This window comes from Tsukamurella conjunctivitidis, assembly GCF_007858475.1.
Taxonomy (GTDB): Bacteria; Actinomycetota; Actinomycetes; order Mycobacteriales; family Mycobacteriaceae; genus Tsukamurella; species Tsukamurella conjunctivitidis.
This window is the reverse complement of record NZ_VIGX01000019.1, coordinates 1-11,535: the sequence shown is the minus strand read 5'-3', so window position 1 is coordinate 11,535 and position 11,535 is coordinate 1. Positions and strand designations below refer to the sequence as shown.

General features: G+C 70.6%; 12 protein-coding genes. 6 read left to right on the top strand and 6 right to left on the bottom strand.

The features are described 5' to 3' along the window. Positions 1 to 47 precede the first annotated feature (47 nt). Both FK530_RS20730 and FK530_RS20725 read left to right on the top strand, forming a co-directional pair. Positions 48 to 437, top strand: coding sequence for a hotdog fold thioesterase (locus FK530_RS20730; RefSeq protein WP_146488871.1), 390 nt, complete (start codon positions 48 to 50; stop codon positions 435 to 437). 63 nt (positions 438 to 500) lie between these two features. Beyond that, positions 501 to 710 carry a dodecin gene (locus tag FK530_RS20725; RefSeq protein WP_146431322.1) on the top strand — a complete coding sequence of 70 codons (210 nt, stop codon included), beginning with the start codon at positions 501 to 503 and terminating at the stop codon, positions 708 to 710. Positions 711 to 734: 24 nt separating this feature from the next. On the opposite strand, the gene FK530_RS20720 is transcribed toward FK530_RS20725, so the two are convergent. Further along, positions 735 to 1,178 carry an SRPBCC domain-containing protein gene (locus FK530_RS20720; RefSeq protein WP_146488870.1) on the bottom strand — a complete coding sequence of 148 codons (444 nt, stop codon included), beginning with the start codon at positions 1,176 to 1,178 and terminating at the stop codon, positions 735 to 737. Positions 1,179 to 1,306: 128 nt separating this feature from the next. Here FK530_RS20720 and FK530_RS20715 point away from each other — a divergent pair, with 128 nt between their 5' ends. Together FK530_RS20715 and FK530_RS20710 are read left to right on the top strand one after the other, a co-directional pair. After that, a complete protein-coding gene (locus tag FK530_RS20715) occupies positions 1,307 to 2,923 on the top strand; it encodes an MDR family MFS transporter (RefSeq protein ID WP_146488869.1) in 1,617 nt (538 codons plus the stop codon). Between the two features lie 51 nt (positions 2,924 to 2,974). Continuing rightward, the gene (locus tag FK530_RS20710; RefSeq protein ID WP_146488868.1) at positions 2,975 to 3,532 is read left to right on the top strand and encodes an META domain-containing protein; all 558 of its coding nucleotides are present in this window, start codon (positions 2,975 to 2,977) and stop codon (positions 3,530 to 3,532) included. A 9-nt stretch (positions 3,533 to 3,541) separates the two neighbouring features. Here the strand turns inward: FK530_RS20710 and FK530_RS20705 are convergent, their stop codons facing one another. The 3 genes from FK530_RS20705 to FK530_RS20695 all read right to left on the bottom strand — a co-directional run bounded on the left by FK530_RS20705 (position 3,542) and on the right by FK530_RS20695 (position 7,252). After that, positions 3,542 to 4,186, bottom strand: coding sequence for a response regulator (locus FK530_RS20705; protein WP_146488867.1), 645 nt, complete (start codon positions 4,184 to 4,186; stop codon positions 3,542 to 3,544). A gap of 1 nt (position 4,187) precedes the next feature. Next, on the bottom strand, positions 4,188 to 5,330 hold the full coding sequence (locus tag FK530_RS20700) for a sensor histidine kinase (protein ID WP_146488866.1): 1,143 nt from the start codon (positions 5,328 to 5,330) through the stop codon (positions 4,188 to 4,190). A gap of 107 nt (positions 5,331 to 5,437) precedes the next feature. Then, positions 5,438 to 7,252, bottom strand: coding sequence for a glycerol-3-phosphate dehydrogenase/oxidase (locus tag FK530_RS20695; RefSeq protein WP_231706737.1), 1,815 nt, complete (start codon positions 7,250 to 7,252; stop codon positions 5,438 to 5,440). Positions 7,253 to 7,279: 27 nt separating this feature from the next. Here FK530_RS20695 and glpK point away from each other — a divergent pair, with 27 nt between their 5' ends. Together glpK and FK530_RS20685 are read left to right on the top strand one after the other, a co-directional pair. Beyond that, positions 7,280 to 8,848 carry a glycerol kinase GlpK gene (gene glpK, locus FK530_RS20690; protein ID WP_146488865.1) on the top strand — a complete coding sequence of 523 codons (1,569 nt, stop codon included), beginning with the start codon at positions 7,280 to 7,282 and terminating at the stop codon, positions 8,846 to 8,848. Positions 8,849 to 9,034: 186 nt separating this feature from the next. Then, a complete protein-coding gene (locus FK530_RS20685) occupies positions 9,035 to 10,192 on the top strand; it encodes an aminotransferase-like domain-containing protein (RefSeq protein WP_146488864.1) in 1,158 nt (385 codons plus the stop codon). Positions 10,193 to 10,201: 9 nt separating this feature from the next. Here the strand turns inward: FK530_RS20685 and gap are convergent, their stop codons facing one another. Together gap and FK530_RS20675 are read right to left on the bottom strand one after the other, a co-directional pair. Beyond that, a complete protein-coding gene (gene gap / locus FK530_RS20680) occupies positions 10,202 to 11,221 on the bottom strand; it encodes a type I glyceraldehyde-3-phosphate dehydrogenase (RefSeq protein WP_146488863.1) in 1,020 nt (339 codons plus the stop codon). Positions 11,222 to 11,308: 87 nt separating this feature from the next. Further along, positions 11,309 to 11,535: pyruvate kinase alpha/beta domain-containing protein (locus tag FK530_RS20675; RefSeq protein ID WP_316250495.1), on the bottom strand; the 227-nt coding region annotated here is incomplete at its 5' end.

Genomic DNA, 11,535 nt, shown 5'->3' with positions numbered 1-11,535 from the left:
CGTGACGCCCTCGCGGCGGCGGATGCGCGATCGGAGAGGATGGACCGATGAGCAGCCCGCAGCAGCCCGTCGATCGCTACGCGAAGTTCCTCGGGATCGAGGTGACGGGGCACGGCGGCGGCCGCGCGGTGGCGACGGCGACGGTCACCGAGGACCACCTCAACCCGCACGACACCACCCACGGCGCCTTCGTCTTCGCGATGGCGGGCACGGCGGTGGCGGCAGCGGCGAACGACGACGAGCACACCGGCGTCGCCAGCGCGATCCACATCGACTACCTGCGCCCGACGCGCCGCGGCGACGTCCTGCGCGCGGAGGCGAGCATCGGCGAGCGTCTTCCCAAGGAGGACCTGTTCGTCATCCGGGTCACCGACGCCGACGACCGGGTCGTCGCCCGCGCGACCGCTCGGTTCACCCGCCGCGCCCGCGCGCGGTAGCGCGGACCGTCGTCCTGCCCGTTCCGCCACCCCGATCGCCGGAGAAGCGGAACATGGACAGGTATGACGAACAACGTGTACCGAGTGATCGAAGTCGTCGGGACCTCCACGGAGGGCTTCGACGCGGCCATCGCGAACGCGGTCGACCGCGCCGCGCAGACGATGCGGAATCTGGAGTGGTTCGAGGTGGTGTCCACGCGCGGGCACATCGAGAACGGCGCGGTGGCGCACACCCAGGTGACGCTCAAGATCGGCTTCCGCATGGACGGCTGACCGCGGCGCCGTGCGCGGCGCGGATCAGCGCGCGAGGAACTCGGCGCGCCGGACGAGGCCGTCGACGTTGCCGTCGAAGCCGCGCCGCAGGTTCGCGCCGAGGAGGGCACCGACGACGGGCGAGAGCGGACCGTCGAGCTGGAAGTGCGAGGTGTACCGCGACCGACCGTCGCCCAGGTCGACGATGTCCTGCTCGCGGATGCTGCGCAGCAGGCCGGCGGGGGCGGGCTTCATGGCGTAGGCGAATCCGCGGCCCTCGTCGACGGAGACGATGTACTCCTTCTGCGTCATCACCTTCGGGGGGCGCAGCGCCACGCGCATGGTGATGGGCGCTCCGGGGCGCAGGTCGCAGCTCGCCTCGACCGCGAAGGGGTTCCACTGCGAGTAGGAGGCGAAGTCGGTGAGCGCCTGCCAGACGAGCGCGGGCGGCGCCGCGATCTCGCGGCTGTGATCGATGGTGAAGGCCATGCCATCACGGTAGAACATGTTCCACCCACTGCGAGCCGCATCACACGGTAATGAGGTGGCGGAATATCTTCGCCGACGTTACAGTTGCACCCTGCACGTTATTGCTTAGATCTTTGAAAGAAGGTCCGATGTCCGAGACCACGGCGGATACGCCACCCCAGTCCTCAGCCCCCATGACCCATCGGGAGATCCTCGAGGTCATGGCGGGCCTGCTCGCCGCCCTCTTCACCGCACTGCTCAGCACCACCGTCGTGTCGACCGCGCTGCCGCGGATCATCGCCGACCTCGGCGCCTCGACCACCGCGTTCTCGTGGGTGATCACCACCGCCCTGCTGGCGAACGCCGCCTCCACCCCGATCTGGGGCAAGCTGGCCGACCTGTTCAACAAGAAGGTCCTGGTCCAGTCCGCGATCATCATCTTCGTGATCGGCTCCGTCCTCGCCGGCGCGACGCCGAACGTCGAGGTACTGATGGTCGCCCGCGTGATCCAGGGCATCGGCATGGGCGGCCTCACCGCGCTCGTCGTCGCGATCATCGGCAGCATCGTCCCGCCGCGCGAGCGCGGCCGGTACTCCGGCTACATGGGCGCCGTCATGGGTGTCTCGATGGCCGGCGGCCCGATCCTGGGCGGCGTCATCACCGATCACATCGGCTGGCGCTGGTGCTTCTACGTCAGCGTTCCGCTCGCGGTGGCCGCGCTGATCCTCATCCAGCGCACGCTGCACCTGCCGTCGACCCGCAAGAACGACGTCTCCATCGACTGGCTCGGCGCGATGCTGCTGACCGCGGGCGTCTCCGTGCTGCTGATCTGGGTCTCGTTCGCGGGTAAGAACTACGGCTGGGTCTCCACGTCGTCCGCGGTGTACCTGATCACCGGCATCGGCCTGCTCATCGCGACGGTCCTCGTCGAGCTGCGCGCCAAGGATCCGATCATCCCGATCAGCATCATCACCGAGCGCACCACCGCGCTCGCGATCATCGCCTCGATCGCCGTCGGCGTCGGCATGTTCGGCGCCATGTCCTTCCTGGGTCTGTACTTCCAGAACTCGCGCGGCTACAGCCCGACGATGGCCGGCGTCCTCACCATCCCCATGGTGGTCGGCATGCTCTTCTCGTCCGTCGCATCGGGCCAGCTGATCACCCGGTTCGGCAAGTGGAAGCAGTTCGTCGTGGGCGGCGCGATCGTCATGGTCGCCGGTTTCGCCCTGCTCAGCACGATCGATCACCTCACGCCGATCTGGCAGGTGCAGGTGTACATCGCGATCATGGGCTTCGGCGTCGGCGCGCTCATGCAGAACCTGGTGCTCGCCGTGCAGAACACGGTCAGCGTGCAGAACATCGGCGCGGCGTCGAGCTCGGTCGCCTTCTTCCGCACCTTCGGCGGCGCGATCGGCGTCTCCGCGCTCGGCGCGGTCCTCACCGCGCGCGTCACGGAGCTGGTGAAGGCCGGCGCGATCGAGCACCGCGTGCTCCCCGACCCCCACAACCCGCTGTTCGTGGAGATCACCAACGCCGCCTTCGGCGATGCGACCGGCCGGATCTTCCTGGTCTCGACGGCCTGCGCGATCGTCACCCTGATCGCCGTTGCGCTGCTGCCGAACAAGCCGCTGCGGACCACGCTCGACCTGGGCCCGGCCGCGGACGCGAGCGCGGACCAGGGCACCGCGGTCGACGGTACGGACGCTGCGCAGCAGCTCCGCGAGGGAGCCGAGAAGGAGCGGGTGGACATCGGTAAGACCCACTAGGGTTGTTGCTGGAGTTTCCCCTGTGACGGGGGAGGCGGCATAATCGCAGACATGATGCGTAAGTCCGCCTCCCTCGTCCTTCCTCTGCTCGCGGGTGCCGCCGTCCTCACGGCCGGGTGCGCCGCATCCGCGGGTGCCGATCCCGCCGCCTCGACGAGCGCCTCGGCGTCCGCGTCGTCGGCACCGTCGAAGCCCGCCCTCGTGGGCTCCCAGTGGCGGCTGAAGTCCGACCCCGCCGCCTGGTTCTGGGTGCAGGGCTCGAACATCACCGGCAACGACTCGTGCAACGCCCTCACCGGCACGGGCACGTCGCTGGCCACCCCCGACCGCGTCGACTTCGGTGCCGGCCTCGCGGCGACGACGCGGTACTGCCCGGACCCCAAGGGCACGCAGACCGCGATCAGCGAGGCCCTCAAGGGCGAGCGGATCTGGTCGCGCACCGGCGCCGAGATGGTGCTCACCGATCCGGACAACAACCGGTCGTGGACCTTCGTCCTCACGCCCGCCGGCGCCCCGTCGAGCGCGGTCCCCACCACGGGCCCCGTCCCCGCCTCGAGCGCGGCCGCCTCGACGAGCGCCACCCCTTCCGGGACGCCGGGCACCCGCTGATCAGCGGCGTCAGTCCATCTCTCCCGCTGCCCACATCGCGGCGGCGACCTCGACACGATTGCGCGCCCCGAGTCGGCGGGTGATCGCCCCGAGGTGGGTTTTCACCGTGCCCAGGCTGATCACCAGTTCGTCGGCGATCTCGGCGTTCGTGCGACCGCGCGCCACGCACTGCGCCACCTCCCGCTCCCGCACGGTCAACTCCGCGAGTGCCACCGCGGCCGCGGCGTCCCGGCGACCGGACGCCCGGCTCCTCGCCAACAGGTCGACGGTCAGTTCCGGGCTGATCAGGGCGTCTCCGGTCGCGGCGGCGCGGACCGCGGCGATGAGCAGGTCCGGGCCGGCGTCCTTGAGCAGGAAGCCCGAGGCGCCCGCGCCCAGCGCCGCATCGACGTAGTCGGGCTCACCGAAGGTCGTGACGATCACGACCCGGGTCGACGACTCGGCGACGCGCCGGCCCACCTCGATGCCGTCGAGCCGAGGCATCCGGATGTCGAGCAGGGCCACGTCGGGGCGGGTCTCGGCGATCACCGAGACCGCCTCGACGCCGTCGGACGCCTGCCCCACCACCTCCATGTCGGGCGCGGCGCCGAGGATCATCGCGAACCCGATCCGGACCATCTCCTGGTCGTCGGCCAGCACCACCCTGATCGTCACGTCAGCGCACCCCGTGCATCGGCAGGGTCGCGGCGAGACGCCAACCGCGGCCGTCGGGTCCGTACGTGACGTGGCCCCCGACGGTGGCCGCCCGCTCCATCAGGCCCGCCAGCCCCGTACCTCCGCCGGGCCCGGGCCCCGGCACGCCCCCGTCGGCCGGACCGTCATCGGCCACGTCGACCCGGATCTCGCGCGCGTTCCGCCCGACGGTGATCCGCACGCTCCCGCCCGGCGCGTGTCGGCGGGCGTTGGTCACCCCCTCGCTGACCACGCGGTGCGCGACCAGTCGGACGAGGTCGGGGACGTCCTCCCCGTCGGCCGCGGGGTCGACCGTCACCGTGATCCGCTCCCCCTCGGTGTCCCGGGAGAGTTCCGCGAGCGCGGCCTGCAACCCGAACGAGTCGGACGCCGACGGGGCGAGCGGCGCGGGTACGTCCGTGGGTTCCCGCAGGGTCCCGACCATGGCCCGGATGTCCGCGAGGGCGCGGGCTCCGCTGCGTTCGATCCGGGCGAGCGTGCCGCTGGAGTCCGCACCCGCGGCGATCCCCGCCTGGGCCAGCACCACGATCCCCGTCACCTCATGGGCGATGACGTCGTGCAGTTCCCGTGCCATCGCCGTGCGCTCCGCGAGCTGCACCTCCACGCGGGTCTCCTCGAGTCGTCGCTCCGCGGTCCGGTGGCGATGCCCGAACATGACGGCCGCGTTGACGGCGCCGGCCAGGAGGAAGGCGAGGACCAGGAGCCGCGGGTCGTCCACCGCCAGCGGAATGACGGGGAGAACCGCGAGGACACCCGCCACGAGTTCGAGGACCCCGTCGAGCGAGGTGTCCGCGTACGACGCCGTGATCCCGGCGACGATCACGAAGATCCAGCTGGCCCCGGCGAGCCAGATCGGGGCGTCGAGCGGCTGTGCGGCCGCCACCGTGAACGCCACGGCGGCGACCGCCGCCCCGCCCCATGACCATGCCGCGTTCGCTCCACGGATCTCCGCCCACACGGTGACGGCACCCCCCAGGGACGCCACCGCGTTCAGGACCAGGGACAGGGGCGACGAGTCGACGATGAGGGAGATCATCGTTCCGATCGCCCACCCTCCGGTGAGGACCACGGCGAGCATGACCCGATCCGCGGGCGTCATGATCATGACGCGACTCTGCCGCAGTGCGGGCGACGCCGACTCCACCGAAGGTAGGAAACGTCGCACGGCGTCTGTGCCCTTCGGCCGAGCGGGGACGGTCGGGCGACGCACCGCTACGGCCGGGACGCCCTGTGCTCGACGCCGGGGACCGGCACGGGCTCGAGGATCTCGCCCCGCGCCTCGGGCGCTGCGGCGCGCAGCGCGTCGGCGGTCTCGTCGTCGGGCATGTTCTGTGATTCGATCTCCGCGGCCACGCGCGCCCCGTAGTTCTCCAGCTCCCGCGCGATGTCCGCGGCCGACCAGCCCAGCACCGGCGCGATGAGGTCGGCGACCTCGGCGGCGGCCTCGAGCCCGCGGTCCGGGTACTCGATGGAGATGCGGGTCCGGCGGGCGAGCACGTCCTCCAGGTGCAGCGCGCCCTCGGCCTTGGCGGCGTACAGGGCCTCCACCCGGAGGTACTGCGGGGCGCCGGCCAGCGGCTCCAGGAGCCCGCGGTCGCGCTCGGCCAGCGCGAGCACGTCGCCGATGAGTGAGCCGTACCGGTTCAGCAGGTGCGTCACGCGGTGCGGGTGCACGTCGTGCTCCGCCGCGATCGACGTCGTCTGGTTGGTCAGGGCGTAGTAGCCGTCGGCGCCGAGCAACGGCACCTTCTCCGTGCACGAGGCGGGGATCTTGTGCGGCAGGTAGGCCTCCGCGGCGTCCACGGCGTCCGAGCCCATCACCCGGTAGGTGGTGTACTTGCCGCCCGCGATGGTGACCAGGCCCGGTGCGATCGCGGCGACGGCGTGCTCGCGCGAGAGCTTGCTGGTCTCGTCCGACTCCCCCGCCAGCAGCGGACGCAGCCCCGCGTAGACGCCGGTGATGTCGTCGCGGGTCAGCTCGGTGATGAGCACCTTGTTGACGTGGCCGAGGATGTAATCGATGTCCGTCGCCGTGGCCGCGGGGTGCGCCAGATCGAGGTTCCAGTCGGTGTCGGTGGTGCCGATGATCCAGTGGATGCCCCACGGGATCACGAACAGCACACTCTTCTCCGTGCGCAGGATCAGCGCGACGTCGCTGACGATGCGGTCGCGCGGCACCAGGATGTGCACGCCCTTGCTCGCCCGGACCCGGAAACGGCCCTTCTGGTGCGAGAGGGCCTGCAGCTCGTCGGTCCACACGCCCGTGGCGTTGATGACGACGGTCGAGCGGACCTCCGTGGTGGCGCCGGTCTCGCTGTCGCGGACCACCACGCCCGAGACCCGGTCCGCCTCCCGGAGGAAGTCGACGACCTGCGTCGAGGTGCGGACCACGGCGCCGTAGTGCGCGGCCGTGCGCGCCACGGTCATGGTGTGCCGGGCGTCGTCGACCACGGTGTCGAAGTAGCGGATGCCGCCGACGAGGGCGCCGCGCTTGAGTCCGGGCGCGAGCCGCAGCGCCCCGGCGCGGGTGAGGTGCTTCTGCGCCGGCACCGACTTCGCGCCGCCCATGGTGTCGTAGAGGAACATGCCTGCGGCCATGTACGGCCGCTCGAAGACGCGCTTGGTCAGCGGCGCGAGGAAGGGCAACGGCTTGACCAGGTGCGGGGCGAGCGTCGAGAGGGAGAGCTCGCGCTCGTGCAGCGCCTCGCGGACCAGGCCGAACTCCAGCTGTTCGAGGTAGCGCAGGCCGCCGTGGAACATCTTCGAGCTGCGCGAGCTGGTGCCGGACGCGAAGTCGCGCGCCTCCACCAGGGCGACCTTGAGGCCGCGGGTCGCGGCGTCGAGCGCCGAGCCCACGCCGACGATGCCGCCACCGATCACGACGACGTCGTACTCCTCGGAACCGAGCAGGTCCCAGGCCCGGGACCGGTACTCCGGCGAGAGCAGCGAGGCGGTGGTGGCGACACCCGCGGAGGCCGCACCGGAAAGACCCGGAGTGGTGGCTGTTTCAGGGTTGGCAGCGTTCATCAGTGATCACCATGTCAGTATTCGGGCGTGGCCGTTGATTCTCGTACATCTCGCGATCCGCAGTTCGTCGCCGCGATCGATCAGGGCACCAGCTCGACGCGGTGCATCATCTTCGATCGGCGCGGGACCATCGTGGCCTCCGAACAACGGGAACACGACCAGATCTTCCCACGCGGCGGGTGGGTGGAGCACGACGCCACGCAGATATGGGTGAACACGCGCCTGGTGTGCGCGGAGGCCCTCGCGGCGTCCGACCTCACCGCCGGTGACATCGCGGCGGTCGGCATCACCAACCAACGCGAGACGGTCGTGGTGTGGGATCGCGCCACCGGCGAGCCGATCCACAACGCCATCGTCTGGCAGGACACCCGCACCGACGCCCTCTGCGAGGAGCTCGCCTCCGTCGGCCTCGACGAGCCGGACCGCGATCGCTTCCACACTTCGTGCGGCCTGCCACTGTCGACCTACTTCTCGGGGCCGAAGATCGCCTGGATCCTCGATCACGTCGAGGGTGCGCGCGAGCGCGCCGAGCGGGGCGAGCTGTGCGCGGGCACGATCGACTCCTGGCTGGTCTGGAACCTGACCACCGACGACGACTTCGGGAGCGGGAGCGACCGGACCGACACCGCGCGACCCCTGCACGTCACCGACATCACCAACGCCTCGCGGACCATGCTGATGAACCTCGCGGACGGCGCCTGGGACCCGGCGACCTGCGCGGCGATGGGCATCCCCATGGCGATGCTGCCCGAGATCCGTTCCAGCGCCGAGGTCTACGGCACCGTCCGCGAGCGCGGCGTCTTCGGCGGCGTGCCGATCGCCGGCATCCTGGGCGACCAGCAGGCCGCGATGTTCGGGCAGGCGGCGCTCGACGAGGGCTCCGCCAAGAACACCTACGGCACGGGCAACTTCCTGCTCCTGAACACGGGCGAACGCCCGATCTTCAGCGAGCACGGGCTCCTGACGACGGTCTGCTACAAACTCGGCGACGAGGCCACCGTCTACGCGCTCGAGGGCTCGGTAGCCGTGAGCGGCTCGCTGGTGCAGTGGCTCCGCGACAACCTCGGCATCATCTCGGCGGCCCCGGAGGTCGAGGAGCTCGCCACCGGCGTCCCCGACAACGGCGGCGTGTACGTGGTCCCCGCCTTCTCCGGGCTGTTCGCGCCGCGCTGGCGGCCGGACGCGCGCGGCGTGATCGTCGGCCTCACGCGCTTCTCCGACAAGCGGCACATCGCCCGCGCCGCACTGGAGGCGACCGCCTACCAGTCCCGCGAAGTGATCGAGGCGATGAACGCCGACAGCGGGATCCCGCTCACGGAGCTGCGGGTCGACGGGGGGATGGTCGTCAACGACACGCTGATGCAGTTCCAGGCCGACGTGCTGGACGTGCCGGTGATCCGGCCCCGGATCATCGAGACCACGGCGCTCGGCGCCGCCTACGCCGCCGGGTACGCCACCGGTGTGTGGACGCTGGACGAGATCCGCACCAACTGGGCGGAGGACGCTCGGTGGCTGCCGACGATGCCGTCCGACGAGCGCGAGCACCTCTACACCGAGTGGAACCGCGCAGTGGAGCGGACGCTGAACTGGGCCTGACCGCCCGGGCACCGCTCCCTAGCGGGACGGCCGCCTCCCCAGGTCCATGGACCTGGGGAATGCACGACACGCGGAGGCGCACGCCGCCCCGCTAGGGAGATGCGAGCGAGCCGCCGCAGCGGGTGCCTTCTCACTGGATGGGAAATTGGTTTCGATATGTGAGAGTACTTCTGAGATGCTCCACGCATGTCCCAGGAAATCGGTTCCCTGTCCGTTCGCGCCGTCCGCGGCTCGGCGATCCGCGACCTGCTCTCCGTCGTCGATCGCCCGGGAGTGCTCTCCCTCGCCGGCGGCCTCCCCGCGCCGGAGCTGCTCCCGACCGATCGCGTGGCCCGCGCCGTCCAGGCGGCATTGACCTCCCCCGCAGCGCTCCAGTACGGCGTGACGACGGGCGCGCTCCCCCTCCGCGAGGTGGTGCACGCCCGCGAGTCGGCGAAGCTGGGGCGCGACGCGGGCGCCGTGGTGATCACCCACGGCTCGCAGCAGGCGCTCTCCCTCCTGGCGCAGGCGCTCCTCGATCCCGGCGACGTGGTGATCGTCGAGGACCCCGGCTACATCGGGGCGCTGCAGGCCTTCGATACGACGCGGGCCCGCGTCATCGGTGTGCCGATGGACGCCGGCGGCATGCGCGTGGATGAACTCCGCCCGATCCTGGAGCGCGAACGCATCCGGATCGTGCACACGGTCTCGAACTTCCACAACCCGGGCGGCGCGACCCTGGCCGAGGAACGCCGACGCGAACTCGCCCGTCTCGCCGACGAGTTCGGCTTCTGGATCATCGAGGACGACCCGTACGGCGATCTGCGGTTCGCGGGGTCGACGGTGCCGCCCGTCGCCGCGTACTCCGACCGGGTGCTGCGCCTGTCGAGCGCCTCGAAGATCGTCGCACCCGGGCTCCGCGTCGGCTGGATGCACGGCGACCCCGCGGTGCTCGCGCTCGTCGAACGCCTCAAACAGGGGGCGGACCTGTGCGGTTCGAGCCTCACTCAGGCCATCGCGGCGGAGCTGCTCGCGGACTCCGTGTGGCTCGACGGGCACGTCGCAGGGATCCGCTCGGTGTACGCCGAGCGGGCGCTCGCCCTGCACGCCGCGCTCATCGACGCCTTCGGTGACCGGCTGCGCCTGACGACGCCCGAGGGCGGCATGTTCGTGTGGGGCGAGTTCGCCGACGGGACCCGGACGTCCGCGCCGCTCGCCGGGGCTGTCGACGCGGGTGTCGCCTACGTCCCCGGATCCGCCTTCGCCGTGCAGCGGGATCTGGGCACCGCACTGCGCCTGTGCTTCACGACCTCGTCGCCGGACGATCTCCGCGAGGCCGTCCGCAGGCTGTCGACGGCGCTGTGATCGGCGCTCTTACAGCGACTTCCCCACGAGGCGGGTGAGATCCACCAGGCGGTTGCTGTAGCCCCATTCGTTGTCGTACCAGGAGACCACCTTCGCCTGATCGTCGACGACCTTGGTGAGGCCGGCGTCGAAGAGCGAGCTGTGCGGGTCGGTCACGATGTCCGAGGAGACGATCGGGGCGTCGTAGTACTTGAGGATGCCCTTGAGACTCCCCTCCGCGGCGGCCTTCATCGCGGCGTTGATCTCGTCCGCGGTGGCGCGCTTGCCCAGTTCGACGGTCAGGTCGGTCACGGAGCCGGTGGGGATGGGCACGCGCAGGGCGTAGCCGTCGAGCTTGCCCTTGAGCTCGGGCAGAACGAGGCCGATGGCCTTGGCCGCGCCCGTCGAGGTGGGCACGATGTTGATCGCGGCGGCGCGGGCGCGGCGCGGATCCTTGTGCGGGCCGTCCTGCAGGTTCTGATCCTGTGTGTACGCGTGGACGGTCGTCATCAATCCGCTGACGATGCCGAACTCGTCGTTGACCACCTTCGCGAGCGGGCCCAGGCAGTTGGTGGTGCACGAGGCGTTCGAGATGATGTGCTGGCTGCCGTCGTACTTGTCGTCGTTGACGCCCATCACCACGGTGAGGTCGGCGCCGGCGGCGGGCGCCGAGACGATGACCTTCTTGGCGCCGGAGTCCAGGTGCCCCTGCGCCTTGTCGCGCGCCGTGAAGATGCCCGTCGACTCGACGACCACGTCCACCCCGAGGTCGCCCCACGGCAGCGCCGACGGCCCCTCCCGGACCTCGAGCGCCTTGATCACCTGATCGCCCACCCGGATCGTGTCGCCGTCGGCGACCACCTCCTCGTCCAGGCGCCCCAGGATGGAGTCGAACTTGAGCAGATGCGCCAGCATCGCGTTATCGGTCAGATCGTTGACCGCCACGATCTCGATGTCGGCGGCGCCGCCGAGCGCCTTCTGGGCGGCGACGGCCCGGAAGAAGTTGCGGCCGATGCGGCCGAATCCGTTGATGCCTACGCGAATCGTCATGGGCTTTGTTCCTTTCAGATGGGTCCGGTACGCGGTCTTCTCCGCGCGACGGACGAGATGTGTCTGTGGGGCGCAGCGGTTTCCGGGTCAGTGGTCGTCCTCGCCGATCCGGTGCACCTGGATCAGGTTGGTCGAGCCGATCGTCCCGGGAGGCGCACCCGCGACGATGACGACCTGATCGCCCTTGGAGTACCGGCCGATGCCTTCCAACGAGTGGTCGACCTGCTTGATCATCGCGTCAGTACTGTCCGCGCCGTCCACCAGGAAGGTCTCCGTCCCCCACGACAACGCCAACTGACTACGCACCTCCGGCA

Excerpts from the sequence above, each read along its gene's own strand:
- FK530_RS20730 (WP_146488871.1), top strand. The coding sequence starts at position 48 with ATGAGCAGCCCGCAGCAGCCCGTCGATCGCTACGCGAAGTTCCTCGGG.
- FK530_RS20715 (WP_146488869.1), top strand. The coding sequence starts at position 1,307 with ATGTCCGAGACCACGGCGGATACGCCACCCCAGTCCTCAGCCCCCATG.
- gap (WP_146488863.1), bottom strand. The coding sequence starts at position 11,221 with ATGACGATTCGCGTAGGCATCAACGGATTCGGCCGCATCGGCCGCAAC.
- FK530_RS20710 (WP_146488868.1), top strand. The coding sequence starts at position 2,975 with ATGATGCGTAAGTCCGCCTCCCTCGTCCTTCCTCTGCTCGCGGGTGCC.
- FK530_RS20725 (WP_146431322.1), top strand. The coding sequence starts at position 501 with ATGACGAACAACGTGTACCGAGTGATCGAAGTCGTCGGGACCTCCACG.
- FK530_RS20720 (WP_146488870.1), bottom strand. The coding sequence starts at position 1,178 with ATGGCCTTCACCATCGATCACAGCCGCGAGATCGCGGCGCCGCCCGCG.
- FK530_RS20700 (WP_146488866.1), bottom strand. The coding sequence starts at position 5,330 with ATGATCATGACGCCCGCGGATCGGGTCATGCTCGCCGTGGTCCTCACC.
- FK530_RS20695 (WP_231706737.1), bottom strand. The coding sequence starts at position 7,252 with ATGAACGCTGCCAACCCTGAAACAGCCACCACTCCGGGTCTTTCCGGT.
- FK530_RS20685 (WP_146488864.1), top strand. The coding sequence starts at position 9,035 with ATGTCCCAGGAAATCGGTTCCCTGTCCGTTCGCGCCGTCCGCGGCTCG.